Annotated in this window: 18 protein-coding genes; 11 read left to right on the top strand and 7 right to left on the bottom strand. The window is 69.6% G+C overall.

All coding sequences use genetic code 11. The annotated features are described in order from the left end of the window. The 5 genes from BMY88_RS04615 to BMY88_RS04595 all read right to left on the bottom strand — a co-directional run bounded on the left by BMY88_RS04615 (position 1) and on the right by BMY88_RS04595 (position 3653). Positions 1-687 (bottom strand): NRDE family protein, encoded by a 687-nt coding sequence (locus BMY88_RS04615; RefSeq protein WP_091940624.1) that lies wholly within the window; start codon positions 685-687, stop codon positions 1-3. A 149-nt stretch (positions 688-836) separates the two neighbouring features. Beyond that, entirely contained in the window at positions 837-1064 is a 228-nt protein-coding gene (locus BMY88_RS04610) for a hypothetical protein (RefSeq protein ID WP_091940622.1), read from the bottom strand. 42 nt (positions 1065-1106) lie between these two features. Continuing rightward, positions 1107-1532, bottom strand: coding sequence for an MmcQ/YjbR family DNA-binding protein (locus tag BMY88_RS04605; protein ID WP_091940621.1), 426 nt, complete (start codon positions 1530-1532; stop codon positions 1107-1109). Beyond that, positions 1522-2553, bottom strand: a complete 1032-nt coding sequence (locus tag BMY88_RS04600; RefSeq protein WP_091940619.1) for a hypothetical protein — start codon at positions 2551-2553, stop codon at positions 1522-1524. The genes BMY88_RS04605 and BMY88_RS04600 overlap by 11 nt, the downstream gene beginning before the upstream one ends. Positions 2554-2558: 5 nt before the next feature. After that, on the bottom strand, positions 2559-3653 hold the full coding sequence (locus tag BMY88_RS04595; RefSeq protein ID WP_091940617.1) for a hypothetical protein: 1095 nt from the start codon (positions 3651-3653) through the stop codon (positions 2559-2561). A 105-nt stretch (positions 3654-3758) separates the two neighbouring features. Here BMY88_RS04595 and BMY88_RS04590 point away from each other — a divergent pair, with 105 nt between their 5' ends. The 11 genes from BMY88_RS04590 to BMY88_RS04545 all read left to right on the top strand — a co-directional run bounded on the left by BMY88_RS04590 (position 3759) and on the right by BMY88_RS04545 (position 17566). After that, positions 3759-4295, top strand: coding sequence for a DUF1697 domain-containing protein (locus tag BMY88_RS04590; RefSeq protein ID WP_091940616.1), 537 nt, complete (start codon positions 3759-3761; stop codon positions 4293-4295). Between the two features lie 118 nt (positions 4296-4413). Further along, entirely contained in the window at positions 4414-5640 is a 1227-nt protein-coding gene (locus BMY88_RS04585) for a benzoate/H(+) symporter BenE family transporter (RefSeq protein ID WP_091940614.1), read from the top strand. A 10-nt stretch (positions 5641-5650) separates the two neighbouring features. Continuing rightward, positions 5651-6211, top strand: coding sequence for a gluconokinase (locus BMY88_RS04580; protein ID WP_091940612.1), 561 nt, complete (start codon positions 5651-5653; stop codon positions 6209-6211). Further along, positions 6208-7677, top strand: a complete 1470-nt coding sequence (locus BMY88_RS04575; RefSeq protein WP_091940610.1) for a GntP family permease — start codon at positions 6208-6210, stop codon at positions 7675-7677. Before BMY88_RS04580 ends, BMY88_RS04575 begins: the two co-directional genes overlap by 4 nt. Before the next feature lie 119 nt (positions 7678-7796). Beyond that, entirely contained in the window at positions 7797-8069 is a 273-nt protein-coding gene (locus BMY88_RS04570; RefSeq protein ID WP_091940608.1) for a GlsB/YeaQ/YmgE family stress response membrane protein, read from the top strand. A 1048-nt stretch (positions 8070-9117) separates the two neighbouring features. Continuing rightward, positions 9118-10692, top strand: a complete 1575-nt coding sequence (locus BMY88_RS04565) for a type I restriction-modification system subunit M (RefSeq protein ID WP_244524440.1) — start codon at positions 9118-9120, stop codon at positions 10690-10692. Between the two features lie 2 nt (positions 10693-10694). After that, positions 10695-11867, top strand: a complete 1173-nt coding sequence (locus BMY88_RS04560) for a restriction endonuclease subunit S (RefSeq protein ID WP_091940875.1) — start codon at positions 10695-10697, stop codon at positions 11865-11867. After that, positions 11867-15322: a DEAD/DEAH box helicase family protein gene (locus tag BMY88_RS04555; RefSeq protein WP_091940873.1), complete on the top strand. Its 3456-nt coding sequence runs from the start codon at positions 11867-11869 to the stop codon at positions 15320-15322. Before BMY88_RS04560 ends, BMY88_RS04555 begins: the two co-directional genes overlap by 1 nt. A 102-nt stretch (positions 15323-15424) precedes the next feature. Then, entirely contained in the window at positions 15425-16258 is an 834-nt protein-coding gene (locus BMY88_RS23710; protein ID WP_170860966.1) for a hypothetical protein, read from the top strand. 38 nt (positions 16259-16296) lie between these two features. After that, positions 16297-16974, top strand: coding sequence for a PD-(D/E)XK nuclease family protein (locus tag BMY88_RS04550; RefSeq protein WP_170860965.1), 678 nt, complete (start codon positions 16297-16299; stop codon positions 16972-16974). Then, the gene (locus BMY88_RS04545; protein ID WP_091940602.1) at positions 16967-17566 is read left to right on the top strand and encodes a hypothetical protein; all 600 of its coding nucleotides are present in this window, start codon (positions 16967-16969) and stop codon (positions 17564-17566) included. Before BMY88_RS04550 ends, BMY88_RS04545 begins: the two co-directional genes overlap by 8 nt. A gap of 120 nt (positions 17567-17686) precedes the next feature. On the opposite strand, the gene BMY88_RS04540 is transcribed toward BMY88_RS04545, so the two are convergent. Together BMY88_RS04540 and BMY88_RS04535 are read right to left on the bottom strand one after the other, a co-directional pair. Next, complete coding sequence (locus tag BMY88_RS04540; protein ID WP_170860964.1) at positions 17687-18805, bottom strand: site-specific integrase; 1119 nt, start codon at positions 18803-18805, stop codon at positions 17687-17689. A 39-nt stretch (positions 18806-18844) separates the two neighbouring features. Then, entirely contained in the window at positions 18845-19108 is a 264-nt protein-coding gene (locus BMY88_RS04535; protein ID WP_244524439.1) for an excisionase family DNA-binding protein, read from the bottom strand. Positions 19109-20145 lie beyond the last annotated feature (1037 nt).

Below are 20145 nucleotides of genomic sequence, written 5' to 3'. Positions count from 1 at the left end.
TCACCCCAGGTCGAGGGTCCGCCAGGGCTCGTCGGTCCACGGCCGCCGGCTGTGCTCCAGGTGCAGCCGGCCCGGCCCGGCCTCGATGAGCTCGGCGAAGACCGTCGCCCACACCTTCCCGTCCTCCTCGTGGCGGACGACGAGGGCGCCCGGGTCGTCCTGCGGAGGTGCCTGGCGGAGCAGCGCGCGCCAGGTGTCCGGGTCGCCGGTGGCGGTGAAGGTCGGCAGGTGCCGGTCGGCCTTGCGGTCCTCGGGGCCGCCGGAGGTCAGCATGTGGGTGCCGGGCGGGTGCTCGGTGGTCCGGACCTCGGAGCCGTCGAAGTCCCAGGTGAGCGCGCGGTCGGGCGTCGCGAGGAGGAGCGCGAAGCTCGCCATCCCGCGGAGGTCGACGTGGTCGCGCCAGTCGACGCCGTACCGGGCGGCGAGCAGCGGGAGGACGCCGCGGCTGGGTGCGCCCGGGTCGGCGTCCCGCTTGGCCGGCCGGTTGACGACGAGCCCCGTCGCCCCGGTGCCGACGGCGGTGGCGCACCAGGTGCCGCCCGCCGTCCGGTCCCGGCCGCCGACGACGTCGGGGAACTGCGGCCACCACGCGCCCGGGTCGTCGAACTCCCGGGCGGTCGACTCGTCGCGCAGGGCCAGGATCTGCACCGGCTGCCCCGGAGACCGGCGGACGACGACGGTGCACACGCCCCCATCGTGTCAGCCGGCGGCGGCGGCCTCCTCCAGCACCGCGAGGTCGCGCTCGGCGTAGCGACGTCGGCCATCCGGACGCGGGTCACCCGCCCGGCCGCCTCGAGGGTGGCCAGGCGGGATCCGGGACCCGTGCGCGGGTGGGGCTACTTGGCGCCGGCGGCCGACAGCTGCTGGAGCAGCTGCGCCCAGTGGAAGAACTTGTTCTTGCCCAGGTCGCCGACGGTCGTGATGTTGAACGCCTGCTTGAGCAGCTCGCCGTCGCCGTCGCTGACCCCCTTGAGGGCGCTCACCGGTGCGTCGAGGATCTCGGCGTACGACTTGCTCTGGAACTCCTTGTCGAGCAGGGCGTCCAGGTTGATCTCTACTGCCATGTCAGCCTCCGGTCGTCGGTCGGACCGCGAGCATGGCACGCGTCAGGGACGGGAACCGGTGCCGTGCTCGGCCAGCCAGGCGGCCCGCCGGCGGGGGGAGGCCTGGGCGAGCCAGGCGTCCTGCACCAGTTCGGCCAGCTCCTGCCGGGGAACCTCCCCGAGCCGGCTCGCCCGCACCAGCACCGAGGGGTGCCCGTCGAAGTGGGGTGTGGTGAAGAACGGCGTCGTCGCGTCCTGGACGAGGGCCAGCTTGTCGGCCTCGGACTCGACCCAGAACACGATGACGTCGGGCAGCCTCGCGCCGGTCTCGTCCACGGCGTCGGGCCGCGGGGTGCGGAAGAAGACGAACGACCGGCCGCCCACCTGGTAGACGATGTTGCCCGCCGTCCCGGGAACGACGGTCACGTGCGGCATCGCCCGGGCGAGCTCGTGCACGTCCTCGACCTGCGCCGGCCGGTCAGCGCTCATGCCGGGCAGCGTAGGAGTCACCGGCGGCCACCGGGGCCGTGAGCACGACGGCGTCCGCCGGGTCGAGGGGGTCGTCGGAGGCGACCGTCAGGTCCCGGTCGAACACCCGCGCCACGGAGTTGCCGGCGACGTCCTCCAGGGCCGGGTCGACCGCGATGGGGACGGGCCCGGGCGTCCACGGGCGGTCGGGCACGAAGCTCCAGCCGCGGCCGTCCGGGGCGGTGGTCCCGGCGCCGGGACGGTCCGCGACCCGGAGGCAGCGGTCGGCCAGCGAGCGGTCGAGCGGGCGGTCGAAGCGGATCCGCAGGGGCGCCCGGGTGCCGGCCGGCGGCGCGGACACCGTCCACGCGTCCGGCCGCACCCGCCCGCGGAGGTCGGGCCCGACCCGGAAGGTGGCGGCTGCCGGGCCCAGCAGGCCACGGCCCCCGGCGTCGCGGAAGTCCTCGTCTACCACCAGGCGGACCTCGTCGCCCTCGACCAGCGGATAGCCGGCCTCGCGGTGCGGGGCCAGGCCGCGCTTGAGCCGGGCCGGGTCGAGCAGCAGGGTCAGTCGCCGCCGGTCGGCGTCCCACAGCTCGGGGTCCGCGTCCAGGAACGCCCCGGGGACGACGGCGCCGTCGGCGACCCGCTCCAGGCGGACGGCGCGCAGGGCCCACCCCTCGCTCATCGGATGCGAGAACCGCACGGAGAACCGCAGGAGGTTGCGGGGGACGACGTCCAGCGCGGGCTCGACGGCGACCACGGTGGCCTGCCGCGGCCCGGGGGCGGGGGGCCGGCGCAGCACCGCGGGCTCGCCGTCCCCGGCCAGCACGGCGTACTCGGTGCCGGGGAGGAAGGGGAAACGCGGCGCGAAGACCGCCCCGGTCCCCGCGGCCTCCCAGCGGCCGGCCATGGGCTGCCGGGGCGCCGTCCGGTCGTCCCCGAGCACGTCCGCGGGATAGACCCGCGCGGCCGCCCCCGCGGGCAGGCCGCGGACCACGAGGACGACGTCCCCCCGCCGTTCCTCCCAGCCGACCTCCACGGGAGCTAGAGGGAGGCGGTCTTCAGCGAGCGGAGGGACCGGACCCCGGCGTCGTCGGCCTGCACGACGAGGACGTGCTCGTCATCGAGGAGGGCCATGAGCGAGACGCCGACGACGTCCTCGAGGGTGCGGGGCACGCCCGTGGGCTCCTTCGGCTCGGTGAGCGGCTCCTGCCGGTCGATGTCGGCGCAGGCGATCTTCATCAGCGGGTACGCGGTGTGGGAGACGAGCAGGTGCTCGGCGCCGTCCTGGGAGACGGCGACCATGTCGAGGGGCTGGTTGCCCCAGCCGAGCTCCGCGACCGTGCGGCCGGTGGCGCGACCGCCCGCGGCGAGGTCGGCCATCGGGAAGTGCACGAGCGGCGTGCACGTGTAGCTGGCCAGGATGCTCGCGCCGCCCTCGTAGGGAACGAAGGTGCGGATCGGCGAGGCCGTCTCCCACATGCCGTGCGAGACGTGGAAGATCTCCAGCCCGCTGGCGGCCTGCCGGCCGTCGAACGGGAAGGGGATCCGGCGCAGCGTCGACGCGAACTCCTCGTCGGACATGCCGGCCACCAGCACCGCGCCGTCCACGTAGGCCAGGTCGGTGATCGCGGACAGCCGGGCGGGGACGCGGGTGATGCGCAGGACGCGGCCGTTGTACTCGCGCGCCTCGCCCTCGCCGAGCCAGGTGTCCTGGCGGGGGTCGTCCTCGGCGGGCGCGTCGGTCAGGTCGGCGGCGGCGTGCGCCACGGAGTCGAGCGGGACGTCGCTCAGGCTGCCGTCGGCCCGGTCGACGCGGACGAGCACCGGCCGGCCGGCCGTGCCGCTGCCGCGCATCACCGACAGGTAGACGCTGCCGGTGCGGGGGTGGACGGCGAGGTCGCGCAGGGCCACGTCCGCGACGTCGCAGCCGAGGTAGGCCGCGAGCGCGCCGTCGAGGTCGGTCAGGTCGACGGGGCCGGCGGCCGCGGTGGTCGCGGTATCGGCCACGTCGAGGGCGACCACCCGGGCCCGCCGGCTGTCGGCGGCGAACAGGACGTCGTCCGGTCCGAAGGCCAGTGCCCCGATCGAGGCCATGCCGGTGTCCCCGACCTGCAGTCCGTGCTCCGCGCTGCCCATCCGTCCGGCTCCCTCGCGTCGTCGGTCCGTCCCACCCCCGAGACTAGGGCGCGGGCGACTCCCCGAACACGGCATCCTGGGCGCGGAGCTCGGGAGGGAGTCATCGTGACCCGGTACGCGGTGCTGCTGCGGGGGATCAACGTCGGCCGCGGCAAGCGGGTGGGGATGGCCGACCTGCGGGGGCTGCTGGAGGAGGCCGGCTTCTCCGACGTCGCCACCCTGCTGCAGAGCGGCAACGTGGCCCTGACCTCGGAGGACTCCGCCACAGCGATCGCCCGGACCGTCGAGCGGGCGATCACCCGGCGGCTCGAGCTGGACGTCGCCGTCGTCGTCCGCACCCGCGAGGAGATCCGCGAGGTGATCGAGCGCGACCCGCTGGGGGACGTCGCCGGTGACGGGTCCCGGTACGTGGTCGCGTTCATGGCCTCGGCGCCCGGCAAGGAGCTGCCCGAGCTGCTCGACTCGGTCGACGCCGGCGAGGACCGGTACGTCGTCTCCGGCCGGGAGCTGTTCGTGTGGTGCCCGCAGGGGCAGATGAAGAGCCCGCTGATGACCGCCCTGGGCAAGGCCGACGGGGGACCGGTGACGACGGTGCGGAACTGGAACACCGTGCAGAAGCTCGGCGCCCTGCTGGAACGCTGACGACCCGTCGGAGCCCGAACCGGACCCGACGACGCCCCGGCGGACGAGGAGAGCGCGTGCGGGTCGGACGGGACGGGCTGGTCCGAGCGGATCTCGGGCGTCTCGCCGGGATGCCGGCGTGACCGTGGCGTCGGCGCCGGAGGGGGTGCTGCGGCCGATCTCCGCCGGCGTGGTGTCGGGGCTGGTGGGCTTCACGAGCGCGTTCGTCGTCGTGCTGAGCGGGCTGGCCGGCGTCGGGGCGGACCCGGACCAGGCGTCCAGCGGGCTGCTGGCGGTGAGCGTCCTGATGGGGCTGTCGTCGATCCTGCTCGCGGTCTGGACCCGGATGCCGGTGACCGTCGCCTGGTCGACGCCGGGGGCGGCGCTGCTGGCCTCGACGGGGGTCGTCGACGGCGGGTGGCCCGCTGCGGTCGGCGCCTTCCTGGTGACCGGCGCGCTGATCGTGCTCACCGGGCTGGTGCCGCGGCTGGGGGCGCTGATCGCCGGCATCCCGGCGTCGGTGGCCCAGGCGATGCTGGCCGGGGTGCTGTTCCAGCTCTGCCTCGGCCCGGTGACGGGGCTGGCGGACAACCCGCTCGCGGTCGCACCGGTGGTGGCCGTGTGGCTGCTCGCGATGCGGTTCCTGCCGCGGTGGGCGGCGCCGCTGGCGTTCATCACCGCGGCGGTCGTCATCGCCGTCGACCTGGCGGCCTCGGGGACGTCGATCGACCCCGCCACCCTCGTGCCGCAGGTGGAGCTCACCGGACCGGCCTTCACCCTGGCCGGCGTGGTCGGCATCGCGCTGCCGCTGTACCTCGTCACGATGGCGTCGCAGAACGTGCCGGGGGTCGCGGTGATGACGGGCCTGGGCTACGAGGTGCCGTGGCGGCGGTCGATGCTCGTCACCGGCGTCGGCACGGTGCTCGGGGCGCCGGCGGGCGGGCACGCGATCAACCTGGCCGCGATCAGCGCGGCGCTCGCCGCCGGGCCGGAGGCGGGGGAGGACCGCTCGCGGCGGTGGATCGCGAGCGTGACCTCGGGGTGCCTCCTGGTGCTGCTCGGCGTCTGCTCCGCCGCGTTCGGGGCGCTGGTCCTGCTGGCGCCCGCCGGCGTCCTCCCCGCCGTCGCCGGGCTCGCGCTGCTCGGGACGTTCGCGACGTCGCTGCGGGCCTCGCTCGCCGAGCCCGACGAGCAGCTGCCCGCCGTGGTCGCGTTCGCGACCGCCGCCTCGGGGATCGCGATCGCGGGCGTGAGCGCCGCGTTCTGGGCGCTGGTGGCCGGGCTGGTCGCCCGGACCGTGCTCCGGTGGGGCCGCGGCTCCGCCGGTTCAGCCGCTCGTGTCGCCGCCGGTGTCCGGCGGGAATAGCGTCGGGATCATGGCGGACCAGACCGCAGGACCCGGCACGACCACGATCGTCGTGATGGGGGTGTCCGGCTCCGGCAAGTCCACCGTCGCCGCCGAGCTCGTGTCACGCCTGGGATGGGAGTTCGCCGAGGGCGACGAGTTCCACCCCCCGGAGAACGTCGAGAAGATGCGGGCCGGCACCCCGCTGGACGACGACGACCGCTGGCCCTGGCTGCGCCGGCTCGCGGGATGGATCGGCGAGCACGAGGCGGCCGGGACCTCCGTCGTCGTCACCTGCTCGGCGCTCAAGCGCAGCTACCGGGACCTGCTCCGCGAGGGCCACCCGTCGGTCTGGTTCGCGCACGTCACCGTCGATGCGGCGCTGCTCCGCCGGCGGGTCGAGGAGCGGCAGGGCCACTACATGCCGCCGTCCCTGCTGGAGAGCCAGCTCGCGACGCTCGAACAGCTGCAGCCCGACGAACCGGGCGCCACGATCTCCGGCGCCGGCGCGCCGGGCGAGGTCGCCGGCTCCCTGCTGCGGGCGCTCGGCGAGGAGCGGGTCTCCGTGCCGACCGGCGAGGCGTCGTCGTGACCGTGCTCGCCGAGACCGTGCAGCACACCGACAGCGACACCCAGCTGATCGTCGCCGCGCTGCTGGGGATCGCGGCCGTCGTCGTGCTGATCACCGTGCTGAAGGTGCACCCCTTCGTGTCGCTGATCCTCGGCTCCGCGGTCCTCGGGGTGTTCGCCGGCGTACCGGCCAGCGACATCATCACGAGCTTCACCACCGGGCTCGGCGCGACGACTGGCAGCGTCGGGCTGCTGATCGCGCTGGGCGCGATGATCGGCGGGCTGCTCACGCAGTCCGGCGGCGCGGACCGCATCGTGAACCGGATCGTCGATCGGGTGAGTCCGGCTGCCCTGCCCTGGGCGATGGGCGGGGTCGCCGCGCTGATCGGTATCCCGCTGTTCTTCGAGGTGGGCGTCGTCCTGCTGATTCCGATCGTGCTGCTGGTCGCCCGCCGCAGCAACCAGCGGGTGCTGCTCGTGGGCATCCCGGCGCTGGCCGGCCTCTCGGTGCTGCACGGCTTCGTCCCGCCGCACCCGGGCCCGCTCGTCGCCATCTCGAGCCTGGGCGCCGACCTCGGCCTGGTGCTGCTGTTCGGCCTGATCGTGGCGATCCCGACGGTGATCGTCGCCGGACCGATGTTCGGCGCGTTCATCTCCGCGCGGGTCGAGATCGCGCACCCGGAGCCGCTGGTCGCGGTCGGCGCCCGGGAGACGGGCAGCGCGGGCTCGTCCGGCTCGTCCGGGGCGGGCCCGGACGACGTCGAGCGCGACCTCGGCCAGCCCGGGGACGACAACGGCGGAACGGGCAGGCCGCGGCGGCAGCCGAGCTTCGGCGCCACCGTGGCGACGATCCTGCTGCCGATCGTGCTCATGCTGATCCGGGCGGTCGTGGAGCTCGTCGTCGACGACCCGGAGAACGGGCTGCAGAAGTTCACCGACGTCCTCGGGAACCCGTCGGTGGCGCTGCTCATCGGGCTGATCGTCGCCATGTTCACGCTGGGCATCGCGGTCGGGTTCGGGCGCGACGAGCTCAGCAGCGTGACCGGGGGAGCGCTGCCGGCGATCGCGGGGATCCTGCTCATCGTCGCCGCCGGTGGCGGGTTCAAGCAGCTGCTGGTCGACTCCGGCATCGGTGGCCTCATCGCCGACTGGGCCGAGGGCGCGTCGCTCTCCCCGCTGGTGCTGGGCTGGCTGGTCGCCGTCGGCATCCGGCTGGCCACCGGCTCGGCGACGGTCGCGACCATCACCGCGGCCGGCATCGTCGTGCCGCTCGCGGAGGGGCTGGACGACCCGACCCTCGCCCTGCTGTGTCTGGCCATCGGCGCCGGGTCGCTGTTCTTCTCCCACGTCAACGACGCCGGCTTCTGGCTGGTCAAGGAGTACTTCGGGATGACCGTGGGGCAGACGATCAAGAGCTGGTCGGTGATGGAGACCGTCATCTCCGTCGTCGGGCTGCTCTGCGTGCTGGCGCTGTCGGTGGTCGTCTAGCGGCGACGTGCGCCCGGCCCATGCAGGAACCCGTGGGCAGCGGACATCAGGTGCGGCAGTGTTCGTCCTGGGTACAGGAGGCTCGTGAGACCCCCGGCCCCCGAGCGGAAGGCAGCATCATGGAGATCATCGGAGTCCTCGTCGCCGGTCTGATCATCGGGTTGCTCGGCAAGTTCGTCGCTCCGGGCGACCGGGACAACATCCCGCTCTGGCTGACCGTGCTCTGCGGTATCGGCGGGGTCCTGATCGGCTACTACGCCGCCGCTGCCCTCGGTGTCGACGAGACCAAGGGCATCGACTGGATCCGCTGGATCATCAGCATCATCCTCGCGGCGATCCTCGTCGTCATCGCGGCGACGGTGACCGGGCGTCGCAGCGGCCACCGCGTCTGACGCCGATCTTCTAGCCCGGCGCACCCCCGGAGGCGGCCCCAGCAGCTCGGACGACGCTGCTGGGGCCGTCGCCGTTCCCCGACCTCTTCGGCGCCCGCGATCGGGGCGGTCGGCGGGGATCTGACGGCATGCACCGCGTGCACGGCAGGACGCTCGATGGTCGTCCGGGTCCTTGATGACGGGGTTCGGTCCGCCTGAGAGCCCGGGAGGCAGTCCTGGCACCTGAAGTCGAACAACTCGGACGGACGCTTCTTTCGCCACGGCGGGGCCTGCGTCGGCGTCTTGGAGGTCAGGTGCCACTGCCCACGGCACAGCGGGCAGAGGTAGGCGCCCGTCGGCACTTTCCGTTGACGCGCCTGGCTCCACTTCCGAATGGCCCTGAGCGCGACCAGTGCGGCGGGTCGGGACGAATAGCGCTTCTTGAGACAGCCCTGCATCGCGGTGGATCCCTCGATGAAGGGTGCTCGCCCGGCTCACATCCGGCCCGGCACCGTGGCGCCACGCCTGACAGCGGGCGGCCGTGTTGCTCCTGATGAAGCGGGCGTACGAAGCCTAGCGCCGAATTCGGGGCTGCGTCTCTGACTGGAGCGGGTGACCGGGATCGAACCGGCATGGCCAGCTTGGAAGGCGGGACGCGTAGCGCCATATGACCTGTTCAGGGGCTCATCAAGGGCTTCGAACGGGCCCGTGTGACCACGACGTGACCAATCGCCACCTGGGAGTTCGCTCCGGCCGCCTAGGTTGGAGTGCCAAGGTCGTCGGAGGTTGAGCGAACTCGTCGCGGGACGACGAAACGGACTTGGACCGTGAGGTCGAGCGAAACCGTCAGCTCCTTCCCCAAGTTGCAGCCCCCCGTAAGCGGATCCGGCTGTAGTGGCGGGTGGTCGACCCCGCCGCCGGTCGGTGCCGACGTGGCTCTGCCCGACTGCTCCTCGACGAAAATCGTTGGTGTCCGCGCTCGAACACAGTGAGGCCACAGCCCACAGAAGGGGCGACTCCCGCGCCAGCACGAGGTCATCCGCGCGCTGGCGTCACCGACCGTGTTCGGTTGCCCACTGCGCAGCGGGTGCCGGGCTACCGTGCCTGTGCTCAGACAATCGAGGGGGTTGCACGTGCCACCGCGCGCGAGAATGTCGGCAACGCTGGGAGCTGGTGCACCGGCATGATCAATGGCGAGCTCAAGAGCAAGATCGACCGAGTCTGGGACGCCTTCTGGTCCGGAGGCATCTCCAACCCCCTCGAGGTCATCGAGCAGATCACCTACCTGCTCTTCATCCGCCGGCTGGATGACCTGCAGACGGTGAAGGAGCGGAAGGCCAACCGCACCGGCGAGCCGATCGAAGACCCGATCTTCCAGCCCGGCGAGGCGGACCTGCGCTGGTCCCGGTTCAAGGACTTCGAGCCCGGGGTCATGCACCAGGTGATCGGCGAAGGCGTCTTCCCGTTCCTGCGTCGACTCGGCGGAGACGGGTCCACTTACTCCGATCACATGAAGGACGCCCGGTTCACCATCCCGACCCCGGCGCTGCTTTCGCGCGTCGTGGACATGCTCGACGACGTCCCCATGCAGGACCGCGACACCAACGGGGACCTCTACGAGTACATGCTCAGCAAGATCGCCAGCGCCGGTCAGAATGGTCAGTTCCGGACGCCACGGCACATCATCCAGCTGATGGTCGACATGACCGCCCCCCAGCCGATGGATGAGGTTTGCGACCCGGCTTGCGGCACCGCCGGCTTCCTCGTGGCCGCATCCGAGTACGTGCGCCGTGAACACCCTTCGGTGATGACGGACGAGCAGCAGCGGCGGCACTACCACCGCAGCATGTTCCACGGGTACGACTTCGACTCGACCATGCTCCGCATCGGCAGCATGAACATGCTGTTGCACGGGGTCGAGCAACCCGACATCCGCTACCGCGACTCCCTCTCGGAGGGCGCGGCAGGGGAGGAGGGCCTCTACTCCCTGATTCTCGCGAACCCGCCATTCGCTGGCAGCCTCGATTACGAGTCAACGTCGAAGGACTTGCAGCGCGTCGTCAAGACGAAGAAGACCGAACTGCTCTTCCTTGCTTTGTTCCTGCGGCTGCTTAAGCCCGGCGGACGGGCAGCGGTCATCGTCCCCGACGGAGTGCTCTTCGGATCATCGACGGCACACAAGACCCTTCGCCAGATCCTGGTCGAGGACCAGAAGCTCGACGCCGTGGTGAAGCTCCCGTCCGGTGTCTTCAGGCCGTACGCGGGCGTGTCGACTGCGATTCTGCTCTTCACCAAGACCAACAGCGGCGGTACTGAGCACGTCTGGTTCTACGACGTTCAGGCCGATGGCTTCAGCCTTGACGACAAGCGCATTCCCGGCGGGGCCGATGACCTTCCGGACGTGCTCGCGCGCTGGGCGGAGCGTGATGGCGATGAACTGAAGCGCGAGCGCACCGAGCGGAGCTTCTGCGTGCCCAAGTCCGACATCGTCGCCCAGGAGTGTGACCTCTCGCTGAGTCGGTACAAAGAACTTGTTTACGGCGAGGTCGAGTACGAGCCTCCCCTAGACATCATCGCAGGTATCGAGAAGCTCGATGCTGAGATTCGCCAGGGGCTCGCAGAACTAAAGGCGATGCTGTCGTGAGGATGGTCGCGCTTGGTGAGTGTTGCGAGATCGTGTCGGGGGCAACGCCGAAGAGTTCCGTTCCTGACTTCTGGGGCGGTGACGTCGCTTGGGCGACTCCAGCCGACCTGAGTGAGCTCAGCGGCGCTTACATCGAGACGACGCCGCGCAAGCTCACTGCGGCAGGGCTCGCAAGCTGTTCTGCGAAGGTGCTGCCGGTGGGCTCAGTGCTCCTCAGTTCTCGTGCTCCCATCGGTCACGTTGCCATCAACCGAGCACCAATGGCGACGAACCAGGGCTTCAAGAGTTTGATCCCGGAGGCTGAAGTTCTGGACGCCAAGTACCTCTACCACTGGCTGTGCTCTAAGAAGGCATACCTACAGTCCCTCGGCAATGGCGCGACGTTCAAGGAGATCTCCAAAACGACCGTCGCACGTGTCGAGATACCGGTGCCATCGATTGAAGAGCAGCGCCGTATCGCAACGGTCCTCGACCAGGCGGACGTCGTCCGCGCCCGGCGACGCCAGTCCATTGGACAGCTTGACGATTTGCCGCGCGCCATCTTCTTGGAGATGTTCGGAGGGATGACCGAGAGGCTGCGGTTCGTCGCTGAGGTCGGCAGTCAGGAAAAGGGGTCCATTCGTACCGGGCCCTTCGGCAGTCAGTTGCTGCATTCTGAGTTCGTCGACGAGGGGGTCGCCGTACTCGGCATCGACAACGTCGTCACCAATCGTTTTCGGTGGCACGGGCGGCGCTACGTCACCCCCGAGAAGTATCAGAAGCTCAAGCGGTACACGGTGGTTCCGGGAGACGTCCTAATCACAATCATGGGTACGTGCGGCAGATGCGTGGTTGTCCCCGAGGACATCCCGACCGCCATCAACACCAAGCACATCTGCGCTATCACGGTCGACCGTGCACAGGTGCTGCCGGAGTTTCTCCGGGGCTGCTTCCTCTGGCACCCCGTCTCCCGCCGCTTCCTCCTGCAACGGGCCAAGGGCTCGATCATGGACGGCCTCAACATGGGGATCATTAAGGAGATGCCCATGCCGGTTCCCCCACTGGGCCTTCAGGCGGAGTTCGTCAGGCGGGCACATGTCTCCGCGCGGGCCTTCGAGGTCGCCACTCGCTCCGAGCGTGAGATCGAGGAGCTGTTCTCGGCCATACAAAGTCACGCGTTCGCAGGGCAGTTGTGATGACCGGCGCGGAGGTGGGGCGGCAGCGTGCAGCGGCCGGCAACTTCGACTTCATCGCAGGTGAGTGGCCCGATGTTCATGCGGACTGCACGCAGGCCGAGGCCTACCTGGCTTCGGACCCCCGGTCGGCGTGCTTCTACGCCCGTCGGGCTGCGGAGCAACTGGTGGGGCTGGTCTACGACGTCGACGGGTTGGCTATCCCGTACAAGGACGACCTGTCTGCCCGAATCAACCAGGCGGCGTTCCAGCGCCGCGTCGGCGTTGGAATCACACAGAAGTTGAATCTCCTCCGCAAGTTGGGCAACCGGGCGGTTCATGACGCGCAACCCATTCCGGCTCGGGCTGCGGTTGACGTGCTGCGAGAGCTGCATCACGTGGTGGTGTGGACGGCTTTTCGATACTCCGCCAAACCGGCCGCGGTGCCGACCGGGGCGGTGTTCGACCCGAAGCTCGCGGGCAGTCAGGCGCCGCTGAGCCGGGCGGACGTCGTGAAGCTCGCGGAGGATTTTCGCCAGCAGGACGAGGCTCACGGCCGCGCTCTAAGGGAGCGGGACGAGCTCGCAGCGGCGAAGGACGCCGAGATCGAGGAGTTGCGCCAGCAGATCAATGCGGCGCAGGCCGCGAACACGCTGACCGACACGCACGACTACTCCGAGGCCCAGACCCGCGACCTCATCATCGACGAACTTCTCCGCGAGGCGGGCTGGCAGCTCACCGACGTCCGGGACCGCGAGTTTGAGGTCACCGGCATGCCCAACGCTGAGGGCAAGGGCTACGTCGACTACGTGCTGTGGGGCAGCGACGGGCTGCCGCTCGCGGTCGTGGAGGCGAAGAAGACCACCGTCGAGCCGGCGGTAGGCCAACAGCAGGCCAAGTTGTACGCCGACTGCCTGCAGCAGATGACCGGCCGCCGGCCGGTCATCTGCTACACCAACGGCTACCAGACTTGGCTATGGGACGACGCCGCCGGCTACCCACCGCGCCGGGTCGAGGGCTTCTTCACCGCCGACGAGCTCGAACTGATGGTGCAGCGCCGAACCGGCCGCCTGCCGCTGGCTGACGCGCCCATCGACAAGAGCATCGTCGAGCGCCACTACCAGCAACGCGCCATCCGGGCAGTGGGGGAGACCTTCTCCGCCAAGCAGAGGGCCGCCCTGCTGGTGATGGCCACCGGCTCCGGCAAGACCCGAACCGTCATCGCGCTGGTCGATCAGCTGATGCGCGCCGGGTGGGTCAAGCGGGTCCTGTTCCTCGCCGACCGCACCGCCCTGGTCAACCAGGCCGTCGGGGCCTTCAAAACCCACCTGCCGAACGCGACCACGGTGAATCTAGTGACCGAGAAGGTCGCCGACGGCCGGGTGTACGTCTCGACATACCCGACAATGATGAACCTGATCAACGAGACCGCCGCCGGTCGCCGGCTGTTCGGACCGGGCTACTTCGACCTCATTGTCATCGACGAGGCCCACCGATCGGTCTACCAGAAGTACCGCTCCATCTTTTCCTGGTTCGACTCGCTGCTGGTAGGCCTCACCGCCACGCCGAAGGACGAGGTCGACCGCAACACCTACTCATTGTTCAACCTCGAAGACGGGGTTCCCACCGACGCCTACAGCCTCGACGAAGCCGTAGCCGCCGGCTACCTGGTGCCGCCGGTGGCTGTGTCGGTGCCCACCAAGTTCCTCCGCGAAGGCATCCGCTATGACGAGCTCAGCGAGGAGGAAAAGGACGACTGGGACTCCATTGAGTGGAGCGAGGACGGCGACATCCCCGACGCCGTCTCGGCAGAGGAGCTCAACAAGTTTCTGTTCAACGCCGACACCGTCGACAAGGTCCTCGCCACCCTGATGAAGGACGGTCACAAGGTCGCCGGCGGTGACCGGCTCGGGAAGACCATCGTCTTCGCCAAGAATCAGGCCCACGCCGAATTCATTCAGAAGCGCTTCGACGCGAACTACCCCGAGTACGCCGGCCAATTTGCCCGGACCATCACCCACTCGGTGACCTACGCCCAGAGCTTGATCGACGATTTCTCGGTCAAGGACAAGGCGCCCCATATCGCAATCTCCGTCGACATGCTGGACACCGGCATCGACGTCCCCGAGGTCGTCAACCTCGTCTTCTTCAAGCTCATCCGCGCCAAGAGCAAGTTTTGGCAGATGATCGGCCGCGGGACCCGCCTGTGCCCCGACCTCTACGGACCGGGAGAGGACAAAAAGAACTTCTACGTCTTCGACTTCTGCGGCAACCTCGAGTTCTTCAGCCAGAACCTGCCCGACTCCGGCGGGTCGCTGCAGAAGTCGCTCGCCGAGCGGCTGTTCGAAGCCCGACTGGGACTGCTCACCGCACTGGATCAAATAGGCGCGGGCGCAGACTCCGGTAGCCAACCCGAGGTCGGGCAGGGTGAGGCCAGCGAGCGCGGCCTGCGCGTCGACGTCGCCTGGACGCTGCGCGAAGTAGTGGTAGGCATGAACGTCGACAACTTCCTGGTCCGCCCGGCCAGACAATGGGTCGAGACGTACTCCGACTTCAACGCCTGGCACCAGCTGACGCCGGAGAAGGCCGGCAACATCGCCCGCCACCTCGCCGGCCTGCCCTCCACCAAGCGGGACGACGACGAGCACGCCAAACGCTTCGACCTGATCCTGCTGCGACTGCAGCTCGCCCGGCTCGACGGCGATGCCATCCTGTTCGAGCGGCTGCGCACGCAGGTGCAGGACATCGCGGCAGCGCTCCTCAGCCAGACCGGAATCCCCTCGGTTAAGGCACAGGAGCGGCTACTCGAGGAGCTGTCCGGCGACGAATGGTGGGTCGACGTCACCCTCCCGATGCTCGAGCTCGCCCGGCGCCGAATCCGCGGGCTCGTGCGGTTCGTGGAGAAGTCTCGGCGCGCCGTCGTCTACTCCAACTTCGCCGACGAGCTCGGCGAGAGCAGCGTGGTCGAGCTGCCCGGCGTCACCCCGGGCACCAACTGGGAACGGTTTCGCGCGAAGGCCCGCGCTTACCTCCGCGACCACGAAGATCACCTGGCCCTGCAGCGGCTGCGCCGCAACCTCCAACTCACACCGGAGGACCTAGCGGCGCTGGAGGCGATGCTGATGGCGTCGGGCGCCGGTAGCGAGGCCGACATCGCGCGCGCCCGCGAGGAGTCCCGGGGGCTCGGGCTGTTCATCCGCACCCTGGTAGGTCTGGACCGGGAGGCTGCGATCGCCGCATTCGACCGCTACCTGTCCGACGGCGCGTACTCGGCCAACCAGATCCGGTTCGTCCAGCTCATCGTCGAGCACCTGACCGCCAATGGGGTTATGGACGTCGGCCGCCTCTACGAGTCCCCGTTCACCGACAGCGCACCCCACGGGCCGGACTCGATCTTCACCGAGGACGAGGTCGACGGCATCGTGACCGTCCTTCACAAGGTCAGGGACCGTGCCCTTCCGGACGTCACGGTCGCCTGACGAGGCGGCTGATGAACTACCGCTACCGCCACACAAGCAGGAAGGCGCCGTTTTCATGGGCATGCAGCAGACAGAGCAACTGGGCAGGCAGGTAGTCGCCGCATGAGCTCGACTTCTACGCCAGAGCACAGGGTTGACCTGGACAGCTGGGACCTGGGCGACGTGATGGCCATCGTCGATACGGCCGACGCCTTCGTGAACAAGGACCGGTCTTGGACGACTACGGACGTTGTCACCGCGACGGTCGGCGTGGCGACAGGCGGACTTGCGGCGGTGCCCCTTGCCCTGATGATGCTGACGGGACGTCGTACCGGGACGGCGCCGCCGCCGCACGTGGCGCTTATGGGAAGCGAAGACGCACGGCGCCTCGTCCAGCGCGACCTCCTCTTCTTTCCGGAGGGTGGGCCGAGTGTCGGTCACGTCTATGCCAGGCATCCGCTACGGCGCCGGGATTACGTTCCCTTCGCCAGCTTTCACCGCCTCGTGCTGAACGAGAAGTCAGTCGAGGCGGCCAGGTACTTGCTCTCGCTGGGCGCGCGGGACATCGAGATCACCTGGCGCGAGTCGATCGGCAAGGCGGCAAAGGCTGAGGGGGGTATCGGCCTGCCTGACGCCGAGGATGTTTCGCTGACGATGGGGTTTGGCCGCGACGACACCGGCAAGCTCGCCATCCGCATCACCGGCGCAGGCAAGGCGAGGCCAGTACTGGCTGACCTGATCTGGCCCGACCGGGATCCGATGTTCAAGCTCATGCGCACGTCAGCCGACGCCGGAGCCGAGCAGTTCCACTTCGGCATCAAGACGGAGCAATCGACGTCGGTGAACGCCGGCGCGGCTGTGAAGCTGAAGGATCTCGGTCTCAGCCTCGGCGGCGAGTACAAGCGATACGAGGATCTCGCGTTCACTGTGGACGCGACCTTCCCCGATGCCCAGTGACAGCGGGAAATCCGGCATCGACAGCGCCCCTTGATGCTGTGCACGAATGGCTCGAACGCCTCACGGCGGTCGCTGTCGAGTGGCGGGCAGTCAGCGCCGCGGAGCAGGCCCAGGGCGCCAACGCGGTGAAGCAGTGGAGAGGCCGCGTCGCACACCTGCAGGCCACCCAGCGTGACCTCGTGCAGACCGGCCGCTGGCGGGGCGGCCCCCGCACGCTGCTCGCGGCCCTCGACCAGCAGTACCGGGAACTAGCCTTGACGGCCGGACTGGCCTGGCTGCTGCGCTCAGATGGCCACCACGGCCTCGGCCCCGCTGTGCTCGACGGGCTACTTGACTACCTCGCGATCGACGGTTCCGGTACAGAGGCCGGCGTGCGGGTGGTGCTAGAGGAACAGCGGGACGAGACCCGCGCTGACCTCATCGTGTACGGCATCGACTGGACGATCGTGGTCGAGGCCAAGACCTTCGCCATGGAACAAGACCGCCAACTGGACCGCCTATACCGGCACTGGGGGAACGAGCCGGCCCCCTGCTTCGTCTTCCTCACTCGCGGCCAGCGGCTGCCGACCACCGCCGTGGACAGCCACGGCCAGTGGCGAGCACTCACCTGGGAGCAGGTCGCCGACATCGCGCGCACGGCCGTATCCACGCGGACCGGGGCGGCACCCGGCGTCCACGACTACATCGCCACTCTGGAGGCCTACCACCGTGTCTGACCCGACCGTCCCCACGCGCGACGATGCCGACGCGAAGGCGTGGTTCTACCTCGATCACCGGCACGACATCGAGACTTGGGCTGCTCTGCGCGTGGAAGGCCGACAGCTTCTGGACAAGCACCTGGTCGGCGTCGCGACGCAGCTGGAAGAACTGGCCGAGGAACTCGACGTCGAGCTGGAGAGCAACGATCTTGACTCCGGCTCGTGGCCGAGGGCGGGCCTTCGCCGCCCTGTCTGGCAGCACAACGGAACTGCGGACGTCAGCGTCGTCATCCAGTGGGAGCGTGCGCGCCTACTTACCCCTGGCTCCAACGAGTGGCCGTACGTCGCTGTGCGTCTGCCCGCTGACGCTGTTGACGAGGAACGCCGACGGCAGATCAGCGAGGCGATGCGACCGGTACGGGCACAGCTCAAGGGGTCCTCAGGGCGCACGTTCCCGTTCTGGCGCTACGTGCAGCCCCCGTCCGGCGCGCTCAACCCCGACGCCCTCATCCGGGACGTCTTGATCGCCTTCCGCGAGCTGTGGGACACCGCGGCCCCAGCCCTCGACGCTCTCCACACCGCCGCCGCTCAGCCGGTGCAGCGCCCATGACGGTCACCGCGCCCTACCTCAGGGCCGCCGACCAGCTACCGCTCCCGGTACTGCTGCCCGACGGCCCCACGGTCCCGATCACCAGGTGACGATTGCGTCTACGCGGCAGCACTTCGGTTGCTACTCAGCGTCGTCCCGCGCCTCGGTGATGGCACCGAGCATGGCGTCGAGCGCGCGGGCGATGTCGGCGTCGCGGTCGTCCGCCGCGTGCTGGTACAGCAGGGCGGCCGCGGGGGAGGAGTGCCCCAGCCGACGCATCAACTCCTTCGTCGTGGCGCCGGTGCCAGCGGCGAGGGTGGCGCCGGTGTGGCGGAGTTCGTGGGGTCGGACCGCCGGTAGGCCGATGGCAGTCGCGGCGCGGCGGAAGGTGAAGTTCCAGTTGCTGCGAGCGAGGTAGCCGCCGGTACTGGTGGAGAACAGGAGGGCGTCGGGAGCCGAGGTGACGTGCTTCTCCAGGTGTTCCTCCAGTACCGCTGCGATGGCAGCGGGGAGCGTCACGGTGCGGTGTCCGGCGTCGGTCTTGGGCTCGCCGATTACCCAGCGGCCACTGACGCGGCGGACCGATCGCTCAACACGGAGTCGGCCGCCGGGCAGGACGTCAGACCGGCGGAGGGCGGTGGCCTCCCCGAACCTGAGCCCGCCGAAGGCCAGGACGAGCAGGAGTGCGCGGTAGCGCTCGGTTCTCCGGTCCCGCCCCAGTTGCTCGGCCAGTTGCAGAGCCTCGGCCGCGGTGAGCGCGCGGGAGGGACGGGACGCCTTCGGAGTGCCGGCGCCTCGGAGACGGCACGGATTGGACGGGATGGCCTCGTCGGCGACGGCCACGTTGAGAATGGCCCGCAACAGCCTGTACGACTGCGCCAGCGCCGTCGGACGCGTCGTCCCGCCGGCCTTCGCGTGCCAGGAGCGGACAGCGGCTGGGGTGATCTCGTCGACCGGGACGTGGGCCCATTCTTCGGCCAGATGATGGCGCCACAGGCCGGCGTAGAGCACACGGGTGCTCTCACGGAGGTCGTTGCGGGCGAGGTAGTCCTGGGCATACTCGCCGACTGTCCGAGCGCTGGCGTTCGGAGCTCGCCAACGCTTACGCAGGAGGTCGGTCTGCTCGCTCGCCAGCCAGGCCCAGGCGTCGGCCTTGACGCGGAAGATCTGGGTGTGGCGACGACCATCGGGGCCGAGATAGCGAGCGCGGAAGCGGCCGCTGGGGAGTCGGTCGACCGATCTGAATGTCCGCTTAGCCACGATGCGACCCTGACGCGATTCAGCGAGATGGTGCTGAAATCACCGCTGGCTGTGGACGCGGCCGGCGTCCACAAACGCGTCTAGCGTCGATCGCTCGAGGCGCACATACTTCCCGACTTTGACGTAGCCGATCCGACGCTCGGCGATCAGCCGGCGGACGAACCTTTCGCCAGTCGCGAGGTACTCACCAGCCTGCGCGACAGTCAGCAGCGGATCGCCGGAGAAGTGTCGTAGTTCCGTCGTCCGATGCGCCGTCATGGTTCGGAGCTTCGTCAGCAGCCTCCAGTTGTCCTCCAGGACCATCTGCCTCAGCGGCCAGGCTTCAGTTCAGCAACCCATCACAGTTCTCGATGGCATCCCTAAGCGGCTCACTTTGGGGCACGACGGGCGCGCCTGGGCCGGGGATGCGGCTTAAGAAGGTTGATCTAGCGGTTGCCACGAGCGTCAACAGTCCACGACTCACTACGGCAACGTCAGGAGCGTCCCCGTGAAGCTGAGCAACAGGCCAGCGGTGACTAGCAGGATCGCCCGACGCTGATCCGCACGAGCAGCCATGAGCAGGCGCAGCTCTCGCCCATCGAGTTCGATTCGGTGATGCGCTAGGCCTACGTCGCGCCGACGAAAGGCCGCCATGACTGGATTCTCATCGACGGGCTCGGCCAATCGGTCCAGGGCTTCCATCGCCTTCCGTTGGTCATCGATTAGGCGGCGGACGCCCGCTCCACCAGTGACAAGTCCGAGTACGGCACAAACGAGTGCGAGTGCGGCTGAGATCGACACGTCTGGAGTCTGCGGGTCAGACCTCGGCTCACAGTCGTCAGCGCGCCGAGGCAGCGGCACAGCTCGAGCTCGAGGGGCGACGCCGAGGTGGGTCCAAGGAGTTGACGGTGTGGCTCAGACGGGCCGACAGGAGGAGCGGACTCCGGCGGCTGCAGGACACATCGAAGCGAACCGTCTCGCCTCAGCGACGGGGGCGCCAGACCTCATACTGCCCCGCGCGGCTGCCAGTACCGGAAACACGTCACAACGAGTCCGAGACTCGGCATGCCCAGTGCCGACCCCATCCGCTGGCCCGCGCGTGGTGACCGCGCCGGTCCGGCGGTGCAAGAGGTGTGTCCTACTCGATCTTGTTCTCTCCGGTGCCAAGAGGACGTACGTAGGCGCCCTCCGGAACGGGCGCCGGTGAGACGTCGAGCTGGTTGCCGGGCGAGTCCCGGGGATGGTGGTGACCCTGAGGACGGTCTCCACAGAAGCCGACGGCACGGTCACAGGGTCACCCCGCACCTGCGCCCACGACGCCTACTGCAGCTGAGCAGCAGAGCAGCTGCCGGCGCCTCGGA

This window comes from Trujillonella endophytica, from assembly GCF_900110555.1.
Taxonomy (GTDB): Bacteria; Actinomycetota; Actinomycetes; order Mycobacteriales; family Geodermatophilaceae; genus Trujillonella; species Trujillonella endophytica.
Note: the sequence above shows the minus strand (reverse complement) of the source record. Positions and strands in the feature narration are given on the sequence as shown.